Here is a 20655-nt window from a genome sequence, read left to right on the forward strand (position 1 = left end):
GCACAAACCACGCCGTCCTCCGGGATCGGGATCCGGCGGGCTGGGTGCGGGTGTGAGTGCCCGCGCACTGGGTAGGGCGTCCACCATGCTGAAGAGAGCGGTGTGGCAGGGACTGGCGGCGGGTCTGGTGGGCGCGGCGGTGATGACGGCCGCCGAGAAGGTCGAGCAACGTCTGACAGGTCGACCGGACTCGTACGTGCCGGCCCGGGTGCTGGCACGGCTGACCGGCCTGCCGGAGCGGCCGGGGCAGCAGCCGCGGTGGCAGAACCTGGCGATGCACTACGGGCAGGGCGCACTGGTCGGTGTGCTGCGGAGTGTCATGGCCCAGGCCGGCCTGCGTGGCACCTGGGCGTCGGGAATGTTCACGGCGGTGCGCCTGACCAACGACCAGATCCTGGAGAACGCCACCGGTGTGGGCGCGCCTCCGCTGACCTGGCCACGGGCGGAACTCGCCATCGACGTGCTGCACAAGTCCATCTACGCGTTCACCACCGGCGCCGTGGCGGATGCGCTCGCCGCCCGTGACGGCGCCGGGCCTGGGCAGCGGCACGCGGCGCTCCGCCCCGGTCGCCAGTCGGACGTCGGCCCGCTGCCGCGTGCCGCAGCGCGGGGCTGACGCCTGACTTACCCCCTCCGTCGGCTGAGGAGCTGCGGGCGGGGCAGCGGGGTGATTAGCTGCACGGATGATCACCCCGGTTTCCCTCGGCACCTGGCCGACCCCACTGGAGGCCGCACCCCGGCTCGCCGCCCGGCTCGGCCTGGCCGAGCTGTGGTTCAAGCGCGACGACCTCAACGGCCTCGGCGGGGGCGGCAACAAGATCCGCAAGTTGCAGTACACCTGCGCCGAGGCGCTCGCCACCGGTGCCACCACCGTGATCACCTCCGGTGCGCCGCAGAGCAACCACGCCCGGCTCACCGCCGCTGCCGCCGCCCGGCTGGGCCTCGCCTGCGTGCTGGTGCTCGACGGCCCGCCCCCGGACGACCAGCGGGGCAACCTGCTGCTCGACGGGCTTGCGGGCGCCGAGATCGTCTGGGGCGGGCACCGTCCGCTCGCCGAGGTGGTGGCGCACGAGGCGCAGACGCGGTCGGCGTACCTCATCCCGTTCGGTGGCACCTCGCCCGCGTCCACCCAGGGTTACGTCGACTGCGGTCGGGAGCTGCGCGCCCAGGTGCCGGACATCGAGGCGGCCGAGGTGGTGGTCGCGCTCGGCTCCGGCGGGACGATGGCCGGCCTCGTCCGCGAACTCGGCGCCGAGCGGGTGATCGGCGTGAGTGTCGGCGCGGTGCCCGACCCGCGGGCGACCGTCGCCGGTCTGCTCGTCGGCGAGGTCGAGCCGGACGCGCTGCGGATCGACGGCTCCCAGGTGGGCGCGGGCTACCGCACGCTGACCGACGGCGCGCGAGCGGCGTTGGAGACGACGGCGCGCGACGAGGGAGTCTTCCTGGATCCCACCTACACCGGCCGGGCGATGGCTGGGCTGCTGGCCGGCAGCTTCCCGCACGGGGACAGGGTGGTCTTTCTGCACACCGGCGGGCTTCCGGGTCTCTTCGGCCACCCACAGGTCTAGCTGTCTCGTTCGGGCCAGGCGGACTCCTCGAGGTGCGCAGGACCACGAAGGTGTCGTCCGGCTGATGTCGGGAACGCGGCATCCCGCAGAGGCGCGAGCGGTTCCGTGGTGATCGGGGAGGGGCAGCGATGAGCCCGAAGAGTGCTCAGGGCGCAGCGAGCGGCATGTCGGGCGTCGAGGGCGTCGACATGAAGGTCGAAGTGATCGTCGTCCCGGTGTCGGACGTCGACCGCGCGAAGGCGTTCTACGTACGCCTCGGGTGGCGCCTCGACCAGACACCGCCGGGCATCGTCCAGTTTACCCCGCACGGCTCCGGATGCTCCGTGCAGTTCGGCACCGGGCTCACGTCGGCGGCGCCCGGCTCGGCCATGGCCTACCTGGTCGTGTCCGACATCGAGGCGACCCGGAACGCCCTCGTGTCGGCCGGTGTCGAGGTCGGTGGCGTCTTCCACGTCAGCCCGGCCGGCCCGGTCGACGGGCTGGACCCGGAGCGGCGCAGCTACGTCTCGCGTGCCACGTTCCGCGACCCGGACGGCAACACCTGGCTGATGCAGGAGATCACCAACCGGCTTCCGGGTCGGATCGAGGGTGGGCTGACGTCGTTCGGCTCCGCGACCGACCTGGCCGGCGCGATGCGACGCGCGGCGGCCGCCCACGGCGAGCACGAGGAACGCACCGGCCAGCGCGACGAGAACTGGCCCGACTGGTACGCGGCGTACATGGTCAGCGAGCAGTCGGGAGCCACGCCGCCCGAGTGAGCCCCGCGACGCGAGAGCGGCGGTCGGTCTGTCAGCGCAGCCCGCGGACGAGGTTGTCGACCAGGGTGCGGGCGAAGGCCTCGGTGAGCGGCAGGTCGGGGACGAGGAGCCGGTGGTAACAGGCGCCCCAGAGTTGGTCGACCACGGACTCCGGGTCGATGTCGGGGCGTAGCTGCCCGCGGGCCATGGCTCTGGTGATGGCTTCGACGGCGAGGGCCCGGCGGGGGCCCGAGTAGCGCTGCCGATAGGCGTCCGCCAGCTCGGGGTCGGTCTGCGCCTGCGCGATGAGGTGGGCTATGACCCGCCCGGCGGGGGTGTCGCGTACGAGGTGGACGAAGGCGACGAGCTGGTTGGTCAGGTCGGCGACGATGTCGGCGGTGTCGGTGAAGGCCAGCGTGGGCGCGACGACGGTGAAGTAGCCGTCCAGGGCGAGTGCCCCCTTGGATGGCCACCACTTGTAGATCGTCATCCGGCTCGCCCCGGCCTGGGCGGCGACCTTCTCGATCGTGAAGCCGGCCATGCCCTCGGCCAGCAGCAGGTCGCCGGCGGCCGTGAGGATCTCCGCGCGTACCTGGTCGGCGGGCCGGCGGCCACGGCCACGCCGGGGTGGCGGGTCGGCGTCCGGGGTGAGCTGGGCCACTGGTCCTCCGGTTATATGGACAGAGTGTCTTCGTGCTGGTTATATGGACACAGCGTACACATTGGTGCCCCGGCAGCAGGACGCACCGCGACGACGACCGAAGGAGACGAGGAACATGACGGGTCTACGACGGCGACGGTTGGGTGCCTCCGGGCCGGAAGTGTCGACCATCGGCCTCGGGGCGATGGGCATGTCGGACCTGTACGGGCCGGCCGACGAGGCGGAAAGCATCGCCACCCTGCACGCGGCGATCGACGCCGGTGTGAACCTGGTCGACACCGCCGACTTCTACGGCTCGGGCCACAACGAGATGCTGATCGGCCGGGTGCTGCGGGAGCGTCGCCGCGACGAGATGGTGGTCAGCGTGAAGTTCGGCGCACGCCGGACGCCGGACGGTGGGTTCCAGGCGGCACCGTACGACGTGTCGGCGGCGGCGGTGAAGGACCGGCTGGCGTACTCGCTGCGCCGGTTGGGCACCGACTACATCGACATCTACCGGCCGTCGCGGCTGAACCCGCAGGTGCCGGTCGAGGAAACCGTGGGCGCGCTGCTCGACATGCGGCAGGCCGGCTACATCCGGCACATCGGGCTCTCCGAGGTGAGCGCGGACAGCATCCGTCGGGCCGCCGCGGTGGCGCCGATCAGTGACGTCCAGATCGAGTACTCGCTGCTGTCCCGTGGCCCGGAGGCCACGATCCTGCCGGCGCTGCGCGAGCTGGGCATCGGCCTGACCGCCTACGGTGTGCTGTCCCGTGGTCTGCTCAGCGGGCACTGGTCGGCGGACCGTGAGCTGACCGGCACCGACTTCCGGGCGAACAGCCCACGGTTCCAGGGCGAGCACCTGGCCGCCAACCTGCGCCTCGTGGATGCTCTCGGCCGGGTCGCGCAGCGGCTGGGGGCCACCACGAGCCAGGTGGCGATCGCCTGGGTGGCCGCGCAGGGCGAGCAGGTCGTGCCACTGGTCGGCGCGCGCCGGCGGGATCGGCTGGCCGAGTCGTTGGCCGCAGCCGACCTGACGCTGGATCAGGAGACGGTGGACGAGATCGAGCGCGCGGTGCCGGCCGGTGCCGCCTCCGGCCAGCGGTACGCCGCGCCGATGATGGACCTGCTCGACAGCGAGAAGTGACGGCCAGGTCAGGGAGCTGACCGCCAGACCCAGTTGCGGCGCTCGTAGAGCGGCACCAGCCCCGCCCGGCGCAGGTTGTTCAGCGACGGGTTCTGCGCACCCGGTGCGGGCTTCCCGGTTTCGGCGAACAGCCACCGGCATCCGGCCTCGGCCGCGGCTCGGGCGCGGGCGGCGATCAGCGCCGACTGCGCACCGAGGCCGCGGTGACCGGGTGCCGTCGCGGCGGCGTTGAGCGAGGCGCTCCCGTCGTGCACGAACAGGTTGCCGCCCGCCACCAGCTCCGCGTCGTCCCACGCCGCGTACGGTCTCCAGGCCGGTTCGCCCACGGTCGCCGCCAGCATGTCGGTGAGCCCGCCGGCCGGCATACCGAAGCCGGAGAGCAGCACGTTCGCCCAGCGCTGCGCCTCGGCCGTCGGCACCGGGCCGAGGCGCAGGCGGGTCGGGGCCGCAGGCACGTCACCGGGCCGGGCGGCGAGCTTGACCCAGGTGCTCCCCGCTTCGAGCCCGCGTGCCGCGGCGATCTCGTCGAAGCCCGCGGGCAGCACCGACGGGACAAGCTGGAGGACGGCCTGAGCGACGCCCTGCTCCCGGTAGAAGTCGAGGACGCGATCCAGGGTCCGTGCGGTGAACGGCTCGGTGATGCCGAAGCCGAGCGCCTTGCTCCAGTACCCACCGGAGGGGTCGTCGCGCATCGCGAGGGCGACGCCACCGCCGATGCGCGTGGTCGCGATCCCGAGATCGGTGTACGCGGGCTCGGGCGCCCGCGACTCGTAGGAGTACATGAATTCGCACTCCACGCCCTCGGCGAGCGGGGTCAGGTCGGCTGGTTCGGTCATCAGCTGATTGTCGACCTGTACCGGTCCCAGGCCCGCACCAGCTGCATCCGGTTGTGGATACCCAGCTTGTGGTAGATGGACCGGAGCTGGGTGTCCACCGTGTGGAAGGAGACGAAGAGGTGCCCGGCCGCCTCCTTCTTGGTGGCACCGGCGGCAAGCATCTCGGCCACCCGCTCCTCGGCGGGCGTGAGCGCCTCGATGCCCGTACGCGGCGGCTCGTCGATCGACAACCGACGGCGCGGGGTGGCCGCGAGCTCGGCGCATCGTCGGTCGGCGGTCGCCTGATCGCCCGGCGCGCCGATGCGGGCGTAGAGGGCCGCCGCCTCGTGCGCGGCATCCCATGCCTGCGCCGGGCGCAGCCGAGGGCTGTTGGCGAGGTCGAGCAACGCGTCGGCCAGAGCCGGCCACGCGGTGGTGGTGCGCAGCCCGTCGACCGCCGACCGCAGGGCGCCGGGGTCGCCGTCGAGCAGCCCTCTGGTCTGGTCCGCCAGTGCCTGCCACAGCGGGACCGGAGTCCGGGTGGCCACCAGTGCGACCAGTTCGGTGACCCGGCGGGCGGCCTGCGTGTCGCCAGTGGTCACCGCCGCGCGGACCAGGCGGGGGCCGAACTGCGGCACCGGCAGGAGTGAGCGCACCGACCGGTGCAGGTCGGCGACGATCCTGTCGAGGAGGTTCGCCGGCTCGTTGAGGGCGGGATCGCGGACGGCGACACAAAGAGCGGGTGTCCACACGGTACTGTCCGGCCACCGTCTCCGGGTGAGGCAGGTGCGGAGGACAGCGCGCGCCGCGTGGTGGTCGCCTCGGCGGTAGTGCACCTCCGCGATGACCGTGACCAGCAGGGCACGTGTCTCCTGGCTGAGCTCCGCCGAGCCGGATCCGAGCCTGGTGGAGGCGAGGGCGGCAGCCTCGGGCAACTCACCCACCGCGACCATGCGCAGGCAGTCCAGGGCGGTCAGGGTGCCGCTCAGCGGCGTACCGGTCGAGGTCGTGTCGCCGAAGGCCTGACCGGTCGCCGTCCGGGCGTCCTGGTGCCGGCCCAGACCGAGCTGCACCAGGATTCCTTCGGTCCGGACCGAGGTGGCGTCCCGTCGGGCCGCCCTGGCGTCGGGGTCCAGGGCCGCCAGGACGGCGTGCGCGCCGGGCAGATCTCCGTACGACAGCGCGCGGGCGGCCCGGCCGAGGGCGAGGTGATGGGCGGATGACCGGTCACCCGATGTGGCGTGCGCCGTGCCCGCCTCGCGCAGCAGGGCGTCGGCGTCGGGATGTCCGGCGCGGGCTGCGATGGTGGCGATGGTGGCGAGCAGAGTGGCTCGGCTCGGGGCGTCCAGTCGCTGGTTCAGCGACTCCCGTAGGCCCGCGAGGGCGACCGACGGTGGCTCCAGTGCCGCGATCTGGGCCAGGCGGCCGAGCAGCAGGGCGCGGTGTCGCTCGCCGCGGCCATTCGCTGCGATCTCCACTGCCAGGGTGCGCAGGGCCGTCTGACCGCGCCCGGCGAGCCGGAGCTGATCAGCCTCGGCGAACAGCCACCGTTGTCGCTGTTCGGTGTTGGTGGCGATGTCGTCAGCCGGGATCGCTCCGGCGTTGAAGGATGATTCGGACAATGGCGTTCTCCCCGGTGGTTACCCGGCGCGTCGAAATGCCGTCCTGCGACCGAGCCTATCCACGGCGGCAGAGGCGGGCGACCAGATCGACGAACCGGCGGGATTGCGGCGAAAGGACCCCGCCCGGTGGTTCGGGCTCCCACAGGTCTGGTTCGTCCCGGATCTGACGGAACGTAATGGCGCGATCACGTGATGCGACGGCACCGGCGTGGCCCCGATCATCGAAGCATGGCCCACACGACGTCGTCTCCCCTTGATCGTTGGCTGCCGAGCAGCGCGACCGGTCGGCCCGACCGCCACTCGCCAGCCAACGATCGGGGCGAGAACCCGGAGCGGACCAGCCTTCCCGGCGTGAACCGGCTCCGGGTCGTACTGCTGGCTCTCATTGTGTTCGCCAGCACCGGGGCGGGTGGCCACGCTCCGCCGTGGACCCGTCTGGTGGTGGTGGCGACCGCGGTGGCGGTTCCCGCCGCGATCGCGGTCCAGTACGGATGGCCCGCGGTACGCGCCCTGCTGGGCCTGCCGTCCCGGCCGCGCCCGCGAGACAGATCCGTGTCCGCGCCCGGGCCGACCCAACCGACATGAGGAGACAACGATCATGGCGAACAGCGATCCCCAGCCGCGCCGCGGCGACCAGGGTGGCCCGCCCATCCCGGGCCGCAACATCGAACTCGAGCGGCAGAACCCCGATCTGGTGGTGCCGCCGACGACCGACAGCCGGCTGGTGCCCAACCTGAAGTTCTCGTTCTCCCAGGCGCACACCCGGGTGGAGAAGGGTGGCTGGACCCGGGAGGTCACCGCCCGCGACCTGCCGATCGCCACCCAACTGGCCGGTGTCCAGTTCGGACTGGAGCCCGGTGGGTACCGCGAGATCCACTGGCACCAGCAGTCCGAGTGGGCGTACATGCTCAGCGGCAGTTGCCGGATCAGCGCGGTCGACCACGAGGGACGCAACTTCATCGAGGACGTGAAGGAGGGCGACCTGTGGTTCTTTCCGCAGGGCGTACCGCACAACATCCAGGCGCTGGCCGACGGCGCCCAGTTCCTGCTCGTCTTCGACGACGGGGCCTTCTCGGAGAACAACACCTTCCTGCTCAGCGACTTCTTCGCCCACACGCCCCGGCACGTCCTGGCCAAGAACTTCGGCTGGACGATGGAACAGATGGAGAACCTGCCCGAGCGGGAGAAGTACATCTTCCAGGGCGACGTCCCGCCGCCCCTGCAACAGGACCGGGTGGTCAGCCCCACCGGCGACATCCCGCGCAGCTTCAAACACCGGATGACCGCCCAGACCCCGCAACGCTTCCAGGGCGGGACGGTCCGGGTCACCGACTCGACCAACTTCGCCGCGTCCGTGACCACCGCCGCGGCCCTCGTCGAGGTCGAGCCCGGGGGAATGCGCGAGCTGCACTGGCATCCCACCACCGACGAGTGGCAGTACTACATCTCCGGCACCGGCCGGATGGGCGTCTTCGCGTCCCAGGCCGCCGCCCGGACGTTCGACTTCCAGGCCGGCGACGTGGGCTACGTGCCCTTCGCCTACGGGCACTACATCGAGAACACCGGTGACGAACCGCTGGTGTTCCTGGAGATGTTCCGGCACCCGCGCTTCGAGGACATCTCGGTGATGCAGTGGATGGCCAACACGCCCCACGAGATCATCGCGGACACGATCAACGTGCAGAAGTCGATGGTCGACGCCCTGCCGACCACCAAACAAACGGTGATCTGACCACCGTCATCGCGACCGCTCCGAGCCTGGCGGCCTGGTCAGGTGCGGCGTCCGGCCGCCCGTCGCACGGGCGGCCGGACCACCGGATCAGGTCCCGGCCGGTGCCGGAGACGTGGGCGCCTCGGCAGGTCGTCGGCGTCGGGACACCGCGCCGGCGACGGCGTCGATGACGAGGAAGGCGAGCAGGGTGAGCCCGAACAGCGGCAGCGCCCAGCCCACCGCCGCGACCACCGGTACGCCGATCAGCAGTGCCCAGAGCGGCAGGCCACGCACGCCGCCACGGGCCGGTAGGGTGCCGGCGAAGGCGCGGCGGTCGCTGCGGGTGGGTCGGCGTTGCCACCACATGCGGTAGCCCCAGACGATGACGCAGAGCAGCCCGAGGGCGAGCGCGGCCAGCAGGATCTGGTTGACCAGGCCGAAGAGCAGCCCCATGTGGGCCTGGATGCCGAGGCCACTGAGTTTGGCCAGCAGGGGCCAGTCGGCGAAGTCGCTGCGGTCGGTGACCGTGCTGGCGGCCGGGTCGACGGCGACGCGGTCCTTGGCGACCGGCCAAGTGTTGTCGATCTGCGTGACGGTCCAGGCGGAGCCCGGCTCCTGCGCGGGGATGATCTCGACCGGCCCGGCGAGTCCCGCATCACGGGCGACGGTCAGGACCCGGTCGAAGGCCGCCGACTCGACCGTCCCGCCCGCCCCGGCGTCACCGTGATGGTGACCGCCGCCCGGCTCGGCCGGGACCGCGGTGAGGCTGGTGGAGATCTCCGGTGTGCGGGCGTTGAGCGCGTCGAGGCCGGAGGCGAAGTTCGCGCCGGCGTAGCGGGACCAGGTCAGGCCGGTGGCCGAGAGGAAGAGCAGGCCGACGGTGAGCCAGATGCCGGTGGTGGCGTGCCATCCCCGGGTACGGCGGACGCCCCTGCCCGTGGACAGGTCCGGCACGAGCAGGTGCCGGGCGGTGGCTCGGGCGACGCTGCGTCGACGCCACCAGAGGATGACCCCGCCCAGCGCCATCACCCACAGCCAGCTCGCGGCCAGCTCGGAGTAGTGCTCGCCCACCGTGCCCAGGTGCAGGTGGCGGTGCAGGTCGTCCAGCCAGGTGGTGGCCGGTGTGGAGCCGAACCAGGTGGTGAGCTGCCCCTGGGACTCGGCCGTGTACGGGTTGACGTAGACGGTGTGCTGGTTCTCGCCGAGTTCCGGCAGGGAGAACACCACCTTGGTGGTCCGGTCGCCGTCGCCGGGCTGCACGGCGGTGATGCTGCCGGCGGGGTGCGCGTTCCGCGCGGCACCGACCTGCTCGGCCAACGGGAGCTGACGGTCACCCACCTGGGCGACGGTCAACTGGTCGCCGTAGAGGATCGAGTCGAGCTGCGGGGTCGTGGTGTAGGCGAGCCCGGTCAGCGCGGCGACCACCAGGAACGGGGCGACGAGGATGCCGGCGTAGAAGTGCAGCCGCAGCAGCAGCGCGCCGAACGGCGACACTCGCCGGACCGGCCGGGCCGGTTTCTCGGTGGTGGAGGGTTCTGGCGTCGGCGTGCCGGACAACTCGGTAAGAGACATGGTGATCCGATCGGAAGAGTCGGGAAGCACCCGAAGGCGGTTCCCGTACTGGTCTGGTCGCCCGGTGGTGTGTCGCGTCGGCTCTGTCTGGTAGTCGGATGACCAGCGCCGCCGGTTCCCGGGAAATGCCGAAGGTCGATCCGCCGAGGTCAGGGTCGGTCGGGCCCGGCCGCGCGGGGCGGGTCGCCGTCGGTGCGGGCGGCCGCGACGAGGAACGCGTTGTAGCGGGCGAGGTCGTCCTCCTCGCCGCTGGCGTCGGCCCGGTCGGCGGCCCGGTCCAGGCGGCCCTGTTCACGCTGGTCGGCACGAATCCACTGGCGGATCAGGATGATCATGACGGCGACGGCGGGCAGCTCTCCGAACGCCCAGGCGATGCCCGCGCCGAGCTTCTGGTCGGCCAGCAGTGACGTCGCCCAGGCGGGGTGGACAGCGGTGTACCAGTCGGGGGCCAGGACGGTGGTCGTCTGCATGAGGACCAGGCCGAAGAAGCCGTGCGCCATCATCGACGCCAGATGAATGATCACCAGGAGGGGATGGGGGAGGCGCCGGCGGCCCGGGTCCACACCGATGAGCACCCAGAACAGCAGGCAACCCGCCACCACGAAGTGGGTGAGCATCGCGAGGTGACCGAGGTGCGAGCGCATCAGCACACCGAGCAGGTCACTGAAGTACAGGCCGAACAGGCTGGCGGTGTAGATGCCCAGTGCGACGAGCGGGTGCGTGAGCACTCTGGCGACGCGGCTGTGCACCGCGATCAGCAGCCACTCCCGGGCGCCGCGCACCCGGGGGTCGGCCGGTCGGCGCAGGGCGCGCAGGGCGAGGGTGACCGGCGCGCCGCCGACCAGCAGGATCGGCACCAGCATCGACAACACCATGTGCTGTGCCATGTGCGCGCTGAACAGCACGTACGCGTAGCGGGCGACGCCGAGGTCGGTGACCGCCGCCAGCAGGAGCATCCCGCCCAGCCAACTCGCCGTCCGGGTGACCGGCCAGTGGTCGCCTCGCGCGCGCAGTCGTCGTACCCCGGCCAGATAGCCGCCGACACCGAGGGCGCAGAGGGTCAGGAAGAACATGTCCGGCACCGGCTGCCCGAGCAGGCGTTCCGCCGTGGGCGCGGCGGGCATCGGAAAGCCGAGCAGCTCGGTGATCGGGTCGGCGTCGACGCCGTCGTCGGGGATGGGTGTGGGGCTGCGCGACAGCGCCACCGCCAGCCCCACCGTGGCGGCGAACACGGTCAGCTCCCCGGCGGCCAACCGGCCGAACGCCCAACGCCGTCCGGCGCGCAACGCCGGCAGCGTACGGACGCGGTGGGCCGCGCCGAGCGCGCCGAGGATCAGCAGGGCGGCGAGCTTGCCGAGGACCAGCCAGCCGTAGCGGGACTGCCACAGCTGGTCCACGGCACCGAGGCGGACGGCGGCGTTGGCCAGCCCGCTGACCGACACGGCCACGAAACAGCCCAGCGCGAGCCGGCTGTAGCGGGTGGCGGCGTCGGCCAACAGTCGGCTGCGTCGCACCATCAGCAGGGCGACGAGGCCACCGACCCACACCGCGGCGGCCAGGATGTGCAGGGCCAGGCTGGTGACGGCGATCTGGTGGTTGCCCGCCCCGGCGGAGTGGCCGGTGAAGGCCGGAGGCAGCACCGCGACCAGGGCCAGGATCGTGACGGTCGCGGCCAGCCCCCGGGACACCCCGGATCGGGACAGCACCGCGACGGCCAGGGCCAGCCCGGCCTGCACCGTGAGCGACTGCCCCTGCGAGATGGTGGTGGCGAAGCTGACGACCGTCGCGGGCCGAAGCGTCGCCAGCGGTTGCCCGAGCAGGTCCGAGACCGTCAGCACCATCAGGGCCAGGGCCGTCACGGACCACCCGAGCGCGGCGACACCGGCCCGCCGGAGGAGCAGGTAGCCGTGCGGCGAGACGCTGCGGCCGTCACCGGGCAGCAGGAACGCGGCCGTCACCAGCATACCGACGGTGACGGTGGCGAGGCCGTCGGCGAGCAACCGGACCGCCGGCAACGCCCGGGTCGTGAACGGTCCCGCGTCGGGGAGGCCGGGCAGCGCGGCCGTGAGGGCGCCACCGACCCGGAGGCCGAGCACCAGCAGGACGACCCCCGAGATGACCGCGGCGACCGTGACGAACCAGCCGTACCCCGCAAAGCTGTGCCGGCGGGCCGCGGACCGGAGCGAACCGGCGGACGCCACGGTGGTGGCGGCCGGGGTGGTGGTGACAGTGGACGCCGCGATCGGATCGTCGCTGGCGAGCTGCCGGTGATGTGTGTCGGACACGTGGTGACCCTGACCTGTGAAGTGTTGAGGTGACGCGACCGTGCGAGAGCGGGTCGGGTCAGCGACGGGCGGCCCGCCGCCACAGCAGCCCGGCCGCCACCACGACGAGCGCGGCCAGCGCGGCACCCGCGACGAGGACGCCGGCACCCGGGCCGCCGTCGGTCGGCACCGCGGCGACGGCGGACGGGGTGGCGGCCGACGTACCGGCGTCGGCGACCGGCGCGGCACTGGACGCGGGGTCGGCCACCGTGAACGGGTACGACCCCTGGACCGGGTGCCCGTCGGCGGAGACGACCCGGTAGGCGACGGTGTACGTCCCGTTGGGCAGGGTGTCGGTCACCTGGACCGTGCTCTTCGCCCCGGTGACCACCGGGGCGCCGGTGGCGAGCTTCCGCCTGGCGGCGTCGGTGAGCACGATGGTGGTGAAGGTGGGGTCGAGCCGCTGCATGAATTCGAGGGTGACCTCGGTCGGTGCGAGCGGCACTGTCGCGTCCCGGGCCGGCGTCGCCGACTTGAGCGAGTTGTGCGCCCAGGCCGGCGACGCCGGGACGAGCAGTGCCACGACGACGGCGAGCACCGCCGCGCCGAGCCGGGCGGCGGTGCGACGGGACGACGGTGCGGTCATGGCGGTGTCTCCGGTTGGCGGGATCATCCGAGCACCTGCTGGCCGATCCACCCGTCCGGCGGGCAGCCGGGCGGGATGGCGAAGACGGCGGACCCGATCGGCGTGGTCCATTCGTTGAGCAGGTCCCGGTCGGCCAGCCGGCGTTGGATGGGCAGGAACTGCCGGGCGATGTCGGCCTGGTACGAGGCGAAGATCAACCCGCTGTCGGCGTGGCCGTCCGCCGTCGGCGCCCCGTCGTAGTTGTAGGGCCGGCGCAGGATCTTGAGCCGGTCGTCGGTGACGTGCGCCCGGGTGAGGTGCGAGAAGTCGGGGATGACGGTGAGCCCGTCGGCGTCGGTGGCGGCGAAGTCGGGCTCGTCGTGCTCGGCGGTGCCGGTGAGGGGAGCGCCGGTGTCGAGCCGCCGCCCGACGGCGAGTTCGCGATCGGCGCGGCCGAGCAGGTCCCACGTCTCCATGTTCATGCTGATGCGCCGCACCACCACTGTGGTGCTGTCGCGCAGCCACGCCGGGCCGTCCGGCACCCAGAGTGCCGTGTCCAACGGTGTGCCGGGTCGGGGGTTGGCGGTGCCGTCGAGCTGGCCGAACAGGTTGCGTTGGGTGTGGCCGCCCGGCTCGACGCCGGGGCTGCGCCGAAAGCCCTGCTGGACCCAGCGGACGGTGGCGAAGGGCCGGCTGTCCTTGATCAGGACCCGTTGGGCGTGGGCGACGGTGATCGCGTCGTCCGCGCAGATCTGCACCAGCAGGTCACCGCCGGACCAGGCCGGCTGGAGCCGGTCGACGCGGAACGAGGGCAGATCGGCGACCGAGGTCGGCCGCCGGTCGTCGACACCGGCGGCCCGGTACAGGCCGGGCCCGAAGCCGAAGGTCACCGTCAGCCGTGCCGGCAGCAGCCCGAGTTCGGCTTCGGTGTCGGCCAGAGCGGGTTGGCCCCGGGTGAGCCGGGCCGCGTCGTCGGTGAGCAGCCGCAGCATCCGCCCCAGCGCGGCCCGGTCGGTGCCGGCCCGCAGGGTGAACGCGACGAATGCGGCGTGCGCCTGCGGTTCGGTGGCCACCCCGGCCTGCCGGGTGCCGTGGAACGGCTCGACCAGGCCGCCGACGGTCGCCGCCAGCGTCGCGTCGGCAGCGCTCGCCGCCGGTGGCCCGGACTGCCCGGCGCGGGTCGCGGCGATCGTGGCCCCGCCGGCCACGGCACCGCCGACGGCGAGAGCCCCGCCGGTGAGCAGGCCACGCCTGCTCACCGGCCGGACGGGTGACGTCCCGGTCACGATGCCGGGCTCATGCTCATTCCCGGCGTGGCGCTCATGCCGGGCATCGGCTCGCCGTGCCCGGGGGCGTAGCTCTCCTGCGCGCCGGTGAACGGCTTGGCCACCGCACGGAACTGCTGGGTCCTGCCGTCGGCGAAGGTCAGGGTGAACGTCACCTCGTCCCCGGCCTGGACCGGCTTGGTGAGGTTCATCAGCATGAGGTGATCGCCACCGGGCTCCAACGCGTGCGTGCCCTTGGCCTTGATCACGATGCCGCCCTGCTTCTGCCGCATGACCATCTTGCCGTCCTTCATGGCCATCTCGTGCAGCTCCATCGGCGACAGCGGGGTCGTGGCACTGGTCAGCGTGACATCGCTGTCGCCCTCGTTGACCAGCGTCCCGAAGGCCGCCGTCATCCCCTTGTCGGCCGCCTTGACCCACGGGTCACGAATGCCGATCACACCGGCGTCCGGGTTCGCCGAGGCCGACGCGGACGGGCTCGGCTGCGCCGCCGACGACGAGTCGGACGAGCCGCAGCCGGCGACCCCCAGCGCCAGGATGGCGGCGGCGAGGACGGTGGCCGAGCGGCGTGGACCGAGCGGGCTGGTGGTGCGCATGTGTTCTTCCTCCGATGATTGCTGCTGGCTGGTTGGTCGGCCGCAGCAGGGAGAAAGTTCCGGGCTCAGGGCACGTTGATCGTGAACTCGGCGGTGTGCACCTTCCCGGCGACCTGGAAGTCGAAGAACGCCCGGTACCTGCCGGAACTCGGGGCGGTCAGCCAGAACTTGACCGACCCGTCGACCAACTCCGGCTCGGGGTGGACGTGCACGTACCCGAGGTCACCCTCGCGGACGACGACCAGGTGCCCGTACGCGCCCAGGTACGGCTCCAGTTGCACCGGCGTGGTCGGAGCGCCGCTGACCTGGAAGTGCATCGGCGCCGTCACGCCCACCGTCGGGGTGCCGTTCATCGACACCTCGTACGGCCCGGCCGTCGTCTTCGCCTGCACCGGCGGCAGCGCGGTCGGGGTGTGCGCCCCGGGCACGGTGTGGTCGACGCCCAGCACGAGAGGGACCTGCGCGCCGTTGGTCGCGGTGACGGAGAAGTCGGCGTAGACGCGGTAGCCGCCCGGCCGCGCCAGGCTCAGGGGAACGCTCCAGGTGCCGTCGGGCGCCATCGTCGGGTGCAGGTGCTGGTAGCCGGACAGGTCGCGGCCCACCACGATCAGGTGCAACGGCTTGTCGTGCACGACCGCGAAGCGTGTCGCCGGCTGCCGGTCGGTCCCGACGATGCGGAACCGGTAGTCCGCGCGTACACCTGGGGGTTGGGACCGCTCCAGCGGTTGCAGGGTGTAGCCACCGGCGCTGACCGTCGTCCCGGTCGCCAGCGTTTCGCCCGTGGCGCCGTCACCGCGATGCGTGTGCGGCCCGGTGCCCGCCGGGTGTTGGTGCCCGTCGGTCGCGGACTCCGCCTGCCCCGCGGCGGGCGGACCGCCCGCGGCCGGTCGGGCGTTGCCGCCCGTCGGGCTCTGGTCGCCGGCCCCGATGCGCGCCAGCCCGAACCCGGCCAGCAGGGCGATCACCAGCCCGCCGACGAGCAGCGCCAGGTGGGTGTTGCTGAGCCGGGACCCCGATGTCACGGCGGCGAGGTCCGTGTCGGGCCGTGGGTCGGGGTCGACAATTGGCGCGTCGTCCGTGGTGGCGGGCGCCTTCGCCGCCTGATCGGTCGGCGTCGGATCGATTGCGACGCCCGTGCGGGCGGTGACGACCGCGTCGCCCTTGCGTGCCGCCGGCACGGTGGTGGGGCGTCGCTTGTCGCCCGTGGTCTGCGCCACGATGCCGGTCGCCGCGCCGACCGTGCCACCGTTGTTCCTGCCACTGCTGGCCCTGGCACCGTTGGCCTTGCCACTGCTGGCCTTGCCACCGACGGTTTTGCCCGCGCCAGCCTTGCCCGCGGCGGCCTTGCCCGTGGGACGGGCGCCGCCGCCGCGTCGACCGGAGGCCGCCGACGAGGTACGGCCCCGGCCGGTGGATCGGCCGGCGGATGCCGATCGGCGACGCCAGACGACGAACCCGGCCACCGCCCCGGCCGCCACCGCCAAGCCGGCCCACGCCAGTGCTCCGGAGCCGCTCTCATCGGCCGACCCGGTCGGCGGGGCCGCCGCAGCCGCGGTCGGCGGGGCCGCCGACTCGGCCCCGGTGGTCGGAACCGCGGAGGCCTGCCCGGATGATCCGTGCTGCTCGGTGGCGGCCACCAGCGCCGGGTCCGGCTGGGTCGACGGCGGGCTCCACCCCTGTGGAGCTGCCGTCACCCGACCGTTGTAGCGGAAGGTCAACGTGCCCCGCACGGTGTCGCCGTCCGAGGCGACCGACAGGTAGCTCACCGAGTATTCGCCCTTGGCCGGCAGGTGGGAGACGGGCACCACCGCGGGGAACCCGGTCGTGTACTCCCGTGGCTCGAACTGCCCGTTGACCAGGAAATACTCCCGCACCGGCTTGTCCAGGGGCTTCGGCTCCCCGTACGACCAGCCGTTGTCGACCCGGACGCCGCCCGGGGCGGTGATGGTGAAGAACGCGTTGGCGGCGGCCTTCTCGGTGAAGTAGAGCTGCACCGACGTCACTGGCTCGTTCACCGTGGCGCCGCTCGCCGGTGTGGACATGGCGAGAGTCCCGTGAGCTGCGGCGGGTTGGGCGGACGCGAGGAGGGCAACCGCCGAGGCGAGGAGGAACGCGAGGAGGCCCGAGACCACCCGCCCGCAAGTCTGAGGGAGACGACGCATCTGAATATCCTGACCGTCGCGAGACTTTTTTCAAGAGCTGGCGATCTTTTTCCTCAGATGGCAAAAGGTGACGACGAGGACGCCGTGCGGCTGCGGTACGACGCGCCGGATGGACGGAATCCCTGGCCAGCTATGCTGCCGACGGCGCTGGTTCGCCCCGTCGGGACCGACTGGGCGTCGTAAGAGGGAACCCGGTGGAAATCCGGGGCTGCCCCGCAGCGGTGAGTGGGAACGACCGCCGTCATCAGCACTGGGCCAGCGGGCCTGGGAAGCGACGGCCAGTAGGGGACCGGCGCGACCGGTCAGGCCCGCGAGTCCGAAGACCTGCCGGCGCCGCGTACACAACCGTGTGCGCTGCCGTCGGCCTCGCGGGTGGGCTGGGCGGGTGACGGGCCGTGCGTGTGGCGCGTCCTCGTCAGCGTGTGCCCGTGACCCGGCGGTGTGGTTTCCCGAGGGACGGACTACCGCTGTGCACGACACCACCACGATCGCCGGCCGAGCGCCGTCGGCGTCGCACCTCACCCTGTCGCAGATCATGGACCAGCACCACACCAACCTGATGGGTACGGTGCACGGCGGCCGGATCCTCAACCTCATCGACTCCGTCGCCGGTGTGGTCGCCGCCCGGCACTCCGACGGGCCGGCGGTGACCGCCGCCATCGACGAGACCGCGTTCCTGCGCGCGGTGCGGGTCGGCGACGTCGTACACGTCGACGCCCGGATCACCTGGGCCGGCCGCAGCTCGATGGAGGTGGCCGTCAAGGTGACCGCCGACCGGTGGGACCGGGCGGTGCCACCCACCGACGTGGCCACCGCACACCTGGTCATGGTCGCCATCGACGACGACGGTCAGCCCCGGACGGTGCCGCCGCTGCTGCCGGAGACCGACGGGGACCGGCGACGGTACCGGGAGGCGGAGATCCGCCGGGAGCACCGGCTGGCGCTGCGACGCGCGCTGCTCGACGGCGTCGACGGCTGAGACGTGTCGGTCCGTCCGCTGCGGCGCTGGCCGGTCCGAGGAGCAGCCCACTCCCCAGGAGGGCGGGTCGGCGGCAGACGGGATGGCTTGAGGATGTCGTCTAGCCTCGCTGTGTCAGCGGGGCTGCCCGGGATCCGTTCGGCGGAGGCATCGTGATGTGGCAGGTTCTGCTCGGACTTCTATTGGGATTGCTCTTCATCGTGATTGGAGCGGCCCTCGCGAGTGACTATCGCGGCATCGCGACAAAACATATAGAACTATCGATGCAGATCGTGCGTCCGCTGAGTCCCTTCAGGTGGACGGATGACCGACTGGCTCGACGCCGCACCTTCTTCATTGTGTTCGACAGGCTCTTCGGGGTGTTGATGATATTGGCGGGCGTGGCGATGTTGGTCGCCGACGGGCAACTGTTACTCAGCTAGCGCCTGTAGCTCAACAAGGCGTTGCCCCGGCATGTGTGGCGGGCGACCCGTGAGAATGTTGTGCGGGTGGGCGAGGCGGGCGATCCTGGGGGACTAACCGAGTGACGATCGGTGCGGACGCCAGTGGACAAGCTCGGATGATGGCGGACCGCGCGCCCAGGTCAAGGGCCCTGGAACAGCAGCTCGGGTGGCAGTGCGTCGCCCGAGGTCGCGTGCGAGGACGGATGTCGCCGCACGAAGCGCCCCGGAACTTGCCAGCGAGGAGTCCAGGGCTTTGGGTGTCGGCGTGGAAGGCAGCGCGCGGCGTGTGAGGGTTATGAGGCGGCAGGCCGGCCGGTAGCGTTGGGTGGCACGGCGGCCTGAGCGTCGACGCTGCGTCCCGCGCTACGAGGAGGTCCGGGATGGATTCCTTGCCGGAGTTGACTTTCGGGCAGCGGTTGAAGGTCTACCGGGAGCGGTCCGGGAAGACCCGTGCGGTGCTCGGGGGGTTGGTCGGGCGCAGCGCCGAGTGGGTCAAGGCAGTGGAGACCGATCGCATCTTGCCGCCGCGCATTCACATGCTGGATCCCATCGCGCGTGCTCTCAAGGTCGACGTGTCTGCCTTGGCCGGGGAGTTGAGCGCCCGGTCTGCTGTCGTCAATGGGCCGGAGCATCCGGCGCTGGCGTCCGTCCGTGACGCCGTGAACCGCTTCGCAATGTCCGACGAGGCTTCCCCGGAGTCGTTGACGAGCCTGAGAGAGCGGCTTGCGATGGCCTGGCGGGCACGCCATCAGGCGTCGGATCACCGCACGGTGTTGGGCGGGTTGTTGCCGGGGCTGCTGCGCGACGTGCAGCGCGCCGCGTTGGCGTACGAGGGTGATGAGCGTCGGCAGGCTCAAGCCCTGTTGGCGGAGACGTTCGGGCTGACGCAGATGTTTCTTGCCTACCAACCCGCCGCCGAGTTGTTGTGGCGGGTCGCGGACCGAGCGATGGTGGCGGCACAGGAGTCCGGCGACCCGGAGGCGCTGGCGTGCGCGGGATGGTTCCTGTGCCAGGTACATCGGGATGCCGGTGATTGGGACACTGCGATGGCGGTGACGGTGGACCTCCTGTCGGCGCTGGAGCTGCGCACGGCCGACGGGAACACGAACCTGTTGGCGCTCTGGGGTGCACTGAACTTCGAGGCTGCCTACACCGCGGCCCGCGCTGGTGAGGACGGTCGAGCCTGGCGGTACTGGGACCGCGCGGACCGGGTGGCGCAGCGCCTGCCGCAGGGCTTCTATCAGCCGCAGACATCGTTCTCACAGGTCATCATGGGCGCTCACGCGGTGACCGTGGCGGTGGAGTTGCAGAAGTCCGGTGAGGCGGTGCGACAGGCCCGCCGTCATGATTCCGCCGCGATCCCGTCGAGGCCGCGCCGGGCACGCCATCTCATCGAAGTCGCGCGGGCGCACTACGGCAAGGACGACAAGGAAGCGGCCATGATGACCCTCCGGCAGGCGTACGAATCGGCCCCGGAGACGATCCGCTTCAACGGTTATGCCCGCCAGATCACCTTGGACCTGCTCGACGGCCCGCGTTCCACTCGTGACGACGCCCGTGACCTCGCGATCAAGGTCGGGTTGCTTTCGTGATCCAAGGTTAGGAACCGTACCCATTCCGCTCCGCGACCCACCGTAGCTTCTTGCTCACGGGATGCGGCGGGCGGTGCGGGTATCGCCTGGCCGCCGCGTCCCCTCAGCTTCGAGGGCAAGAGGCCGTCCTCGTGCTCGAACGAGGGAGGGTCCGTGCGGCGCGTCTCGTATGACGAATGCCTCTCGGCCACCGCGCTGACTCTCGCCCGCAGGCATCGGCCGGTGTGGTCGTGGCGGCTCTGGCGGCATATCTGCCGTTGTGGAGCCGATCTGCCATGCCGTGCCCGGCACCGGATTCCGATCAATCGTGGCCACTGGCCGCAGGAAGGTGAGCAGTGAGTGGCGGGCAGCAGAAGGCGACCATCGCGGTGCACGTCCGAGGGCCTGACGGCATGTGCAGCGGCTGCCGGGCGTGGTGGGCACTGCTCACGCCGTACCCGTGCTGGCAGGTCGATCGGGCGACCAGTCGGCAGGCACGGGCGATCACCGTTCGCTTCCTGGCGGGTGTGCGGTGACCGTCCACGGCCCGGTCATGCCGATCTGGAGCTGCGAGGGCTGCGGCCTGCCCTGGCCCTGCCTGACCCGGAAGCGCGAGCTGCGGGCGGAGTATGCGGATGCTCCCGTGTCGCTGGCCCTCTACCTCGGGTCCTACCTCGTTCAGGCGACCGAGGACATGCCTTGGACCCCGGCCGGCGTGCTGCACCGCCGGTTTCTCGGATGGACCAGGGAGGCCGAGCTGTCGAAGCCAGCAGTGCAGCAGCGAAGCGCAGCAACGCTGCCAACCGAACCGAGCCGGGAGGCGCGCCATCGAGAGCAGCGTCGAGGCGTGCTGAGCTGAGGCGCTCGTTGGCCACGTTGATGGCCGCCGTGGCCTCGCTGCCGGGAGTGGACGCGGC

At 71.9% G+C, this 20655-nt stretch carries 20 protein-coding genes and 1 riboswitch; of the genes, 11 read left to right on the forward strand and 9 right to left on the reverse strand.

The features are described 5' to 3' along the window. The first annotated feature begins 85 nt into the window (after positions 1-85). The 3 genes from LADH09A_RS23720 (at position 86) to LADH09A_RS23730 (ending at position 2326) form a co-directional block, all read left to right on the forward strand. Positions 86-616: a hypothetical protein gene (locus LADH09A_RS23720; protein ID WP_238647671.1), complete on the forward strand. Its 531-nt coding sequence runs from the start codon at positions 86-88 to the stop codon at positions 614-616. A 67-nt stretch (positions 617-683) separates the two neighbouring features. Beyond that, positions 684-1568, forward strand: a complete 885-nt coding sequence (locus LADH09A_RS23725; protein WP_238647672.1) for a pyridoxal-phosphate dependent enzyme — start codon at positions 684-686, stop codon at positions 1566-1568. 128 nt (positions 1569-1696) lie between these two features. Beyond that, positions 1697-2326 (forward strand): VOC family protein, encoded by a 630-nt coding sequence (locus LADH09A_RS23730; RefSeq protein ID WP_238647673.1) that lies wholly within the window; start codon positions 1697-1699, stop codon positions 2324-2326. A 31-nt stretch (positions 2327-2357) separates the two neighbouring features. Here the strand turns inward: LADH09A_RS23730 and LADH09A_RS23735 are convergent, their stop codons facing one another. Beyond that, complete coding sequence (locus LADH09A_RS23735; RefSeq protein WP_238647674.1) at positions 2358-2966, reverse strand: TetR/AcrR family transcriptional regulator; 609 nt, start codon at positions 2964-2966, stop codon at positions 2358-2360. A 115-nt stretch (positions 2967-3081) separates the two neighbouring features. Between LADH09A_RS23735 and LADH09A_RS23740 the strand changes: the two genes are divergently transcribed. Then, positions 3082-4092: an aldo/keto reductase gene (locus tag LADH09A_RS23740; protein ID WP_238647675.1), complete on the forward strand. Its 1011-nt coding sequence runs from the start codon at positions 3082-3084 to the stop codon at positions 4090-4092. An 8-nt stretch (positions 4093-4100) separates the two neighbouring features. On the opposite strand, the gene LADH09A_RS23745 is transcribed toward LADH09A_RS23740, so the two are convergent. Further along, positions 4101-4928: a GNAT family N-acetyltransferase gene (locus tag LADH09A_RS23745; protein ID WP_238647676.1), complete on the reverse strand. Its 828-nt coding sequence runs from the start codon at positions 4926-4928 to the stop codon at positions 4101-4103. After that, positions 4928-6529: a helix-turn-helix transcriptional regulator gene (locus LADH09A_RS23750; protein WP_238647677.1), complete on the reverse strand. Its 1602-nt coding sequence runs from the start codon at positions 6527-6529 to the stop codon at positions 4928-4930. Before LADH09A_RS23750 ends, LADH09A_RS23745 begins: the two co-directional genes overlap by 1 nt. Positions 6530-6880: 351 nt before the next feature. Between LADH09A_RS23750 and LADH09A_RS23755 the strand changes: the two genes are divergently transcribed. Both LADH09A_RS23755 and LADH09A_RS23760 read left to right on the forward strand, forming a co-directional pair. Beyond that, positions 6881-7114 (forward strand): hypothetical protein, encoded by a 234-nt coding sequence (locus LADH09A_RS23755; protein ID WP_238647678.1) that lies wholly within the window; start codon positions 6881-6883, stop codon positions 7112-7114. Between the two features lie 13 nt (positions 7115-7127). Continuing rightward, positions 7128-8261, forward strand: a complete 1134-nt coding sequence (locus LADH09A_RS23760) for a cupin domain-containing protein (RefSeq protein ID WP_238647679.1) — start codon at positions 7128-7130, stop codon at positions 8259-8261. An 87-nt stretch (positions 8262-8348) separates the two neighbouring features. Here LADH09A_RS23760 and LADH09A_RS23765 read toward each other — a convergent pair whose 3' ends face one another. The 6 genes from LADH09A_RS23765 to LADH09A_RS23790 form a co-directional block, all read right to left on the reverse strand. Further along, a complete protein-coding gene (locus tag LADH09A_RS23765) occupies positions 8349-9812 on the reverse strand; it encodes a PepSY-associated TM helix domain-containing protein (RefSeq protein WP_238647680.1) in 1464 nt (487 codons plus the stop codon). A 149-nt stretch (positions 9813-9961) separates the two neighbouring features. Then, positions 9962-12097 (reverse strand): bifunctional copper resistance protein CopD/cytochrome c oxidase assembly protein, encoded by a 2136-nt coding sequence (locus tag LADH09A_RS23770; RefSeq protein WP_238647681.1) that lies wholly within the window; start codon positions 12095-12097, stop codon positions 9962-9964. A 58-nt stretch (positions 12098-12155) separates the two neighbouring features. After that, positions 12156-12749 carry a copper resistance CopC family protein gene (locus tag LADH09A_RS23775; RefSeq protein WP_372492341.1) on the reverse strand — a complete coding sequence of 198 codons (594 nt, stop codon included), beginning with the start codon at positions 12747-12749 and terminating at the stop codon, positions 12156-12158. Next, positions 12746-13987: a Dyp-type peroxidase gene (locus tag LADH09A_RS23780; RefSeq protein ID WP_238647682.1), complete on the reverse strand. Its 1242-nt coding sequence runs from the start codon at positions 13985-13987 to the stop codon at positions 12746-12748. The genes LADH09A_RS23775 and LADH09A_RS23780 overlap by 4 nt, the downstream gene beginning before the upstream one ends. Further along, positions 13984-14583: a copper chaperone PCu(A)C gene (locus LADH09A_RS23785; RefSeq protein ID WP_238647683.1), complete on the reverse strand. Its 600-nt coding sequence runs from the start codon at positions 14581-14583 to the stop codon at positions 13984-13986. The genes LADH09A_RS23780 and LADH09A_RS23785 overlap by 4 nt, the downstream gene beginning before the upstream one ends. Positions 14584-14648: 65 nt before the next feature. Next, positions 14649-16625, reverse strand: a complete 1977-nt coding sequence (locus tag LADH09A_RS23790) for a DUF8832 domain-containing protein (protein WP_238647684.1) — start codon at positions 16623-16625, stop codon at positions 14649-14651. Between the two features lie 251 nt (positions 16626-16876). Then, a riboswitch (cobalamin riboswitch) is annotated at positions 16877-17091 on the forward strand. A gap of 189 nt (positions 17092-17280) precedes the next feature. Between LADH09A_RS23790 and LADH09A_RS23795 the strand changes: the two genes are divergently transcribed. From LADH09A_RS23795 to LADH09A_RS23815, 5 genes are all read left to right on the forward strand, one after another. Next, positions 17281-17724: an acyl-CoA thioesterase gene (locus LADH09A_RS23795; RefSeq protein WP_274530064.1), complete on the forward strand. Its 444-nt coding sequence runs from the start codon at positions 17281-17283 to the stop codon at positions 17722-17724. Between the two features lie 155 nt (positions 17725-17879). Further along, on the forward strand, positions 17880-18146 hold the full coding sequence (locus LADH09A_RS23800) for a hypothetical protein (protein WP_238647686.1): 267 nt from the start codon (positions 17880-17882) through the stop codon (positions 18144-18146). 401 nt (positions 18147-18547) lie between these two features. Beyond that, positions 18548-19759 carry a helix-turn-helix domain-containing protein gene (locus LADH09A_RS23805; RefSeq protein ID WP_238647687.1) on the forward strand — a complete coding sequence of 404 codons (1212 nt, stop codon included), beginning with the start codon at positions 18548-18550 and terminating at the stop codon, positions 19757-19759. 335 nt (positions 19760-20094) lie between these two features. Continuing rightward, positions 20095-20274: a hypothetical protein gene (locus LADH09A_RS23810; protein ID WP_238647688.1), complete on the forward strand. Its 180-nt coding sequence runs from the start codon at positions 20095-20097 to the stop codon at positions 20272-20274. After that, positions 20271-20597, forward strand: a complete 327-nt coding sequence (locus LADH09A_RS23815; protein ID WP_238647689.1) for a hypothetical protein — start codon at positions 20271-20273, stop codon at positions 20595-20597. The genes LADH09A_RS23810 and LADH09A_RS23815 overlap by 4 nt, the downstream gene beginning before the upstream one ends. The last annotated feature ends 58 nt before the right edge of the window (positions 20598-20655 follow it).

Origin of the sequence: Micromonospora cabrerizensis (assembly GCF_022230955.1) — a bacterium.
Classification (GTDB): domain Bacteria; phylum Actinomycetota; class Actinomycetes; order Mycobacteriales; family Micromonosporaceae; genus Micromonospora; species Micromonospora cabrerizensis.

Excerpts from the sequence above, each read along its gene's own strand:
- LADH09A_RS23720 (WP_238647671.1), top strand. The coding sequence starts at position 86 with ATGCTGAAGAGAGCGGTGTGGCAGGGACTGGCGGCGGGTCTGGTGGGC.
- LADH09A_RS23725 (WP_238647672.1), top strand. The coding sequence starts at position 684 with ATGATCACCCCGGTTTCCCTCGGCACCTGGCCGACCCCACTGGAGGCC.
- LADH09A_RS23730 (WP_238647673.1), top strand. The coding sequence starts at position 1,697 with ATGAGCCCGAAGAGTGCTCAGGGCGCAGCGAGCGGCATGTCGGGCGTC.
- LADH09A_RS23740 (WP_238647675.1), top strand. The coding sequence starts at position 3,082 with ATGACGGGTCTACGACGGCGACGGTTGGGTGCCTCCGGGCCGGAAGTG.
- LADH09A_RS23745 (WP_238647676.1), bottom strand. The coding sequence starts at position 4,928 with ATGACCGAACCAGCCGACCTGACCCCGCTCGCCGAGGGCGTGGAGTGC.
- LADH09A_RS23760 (WP_238647679.1), top strand. The coding sequence starts at position 7,128 with ATGGCGAACAGCGATCCCCAGCCGCGCCGCGGCGACCAGGGTGGCCCG.
- LADH09A_RS23765 (WP_238647680.1), bottom strand. The coding sequence starts at position 9,812 with ATGTCTCTTACCGAGTTGTCCGGCACGCCGACGCCAGAACCCTCCACC.
- LADH09A_RS23775 (WP_372492341.1), bottom strand. The coding sequence starts at position 12,749 with ATGATCCCGCCAACCGGAGACACCGCCATGACCGCACCGTCGTCCCGT.
- LADH09A_RS23785 (WP_238647683.1), bottom strand. The coding sequence starts at position 14,583 with ATGCGCACCACCAGCCCGCTCGGTCCACGCCGCTCGGCCACCGTCCTC.
- LADH09A_RS23790 (WP_238647684.1), bottom strand. The coding sequence starts at position 16,625 with ATGTCCACACCGGCGAGCGGCGCCACGGTGAACGAGCCAGTGACGTCG.
- LADH09A_RS23795 (WP_274530064.1), top strand. The coding sequence starts at position 17,281 with ATGGACCAGCACCACACCAACCTGATGGGTACGGTGCACGGCGGCCGG.
- LADH09A_RS23800 (WP_238647686.1), top strand. The coding sequence starts at position 17,880 with ATGTGGCAGGTTCTGCTCGGACTTCTATTGGGATTGCTCTTCATCGTG.
- LADH09A_RS23805 (WP_238647687.1), top strand. The coding sequence starts at position 18,548 with ATGGATTCCTTGCCGGAGTTGACTTTCGGGCAGCGGTTGAAGGTCTAC.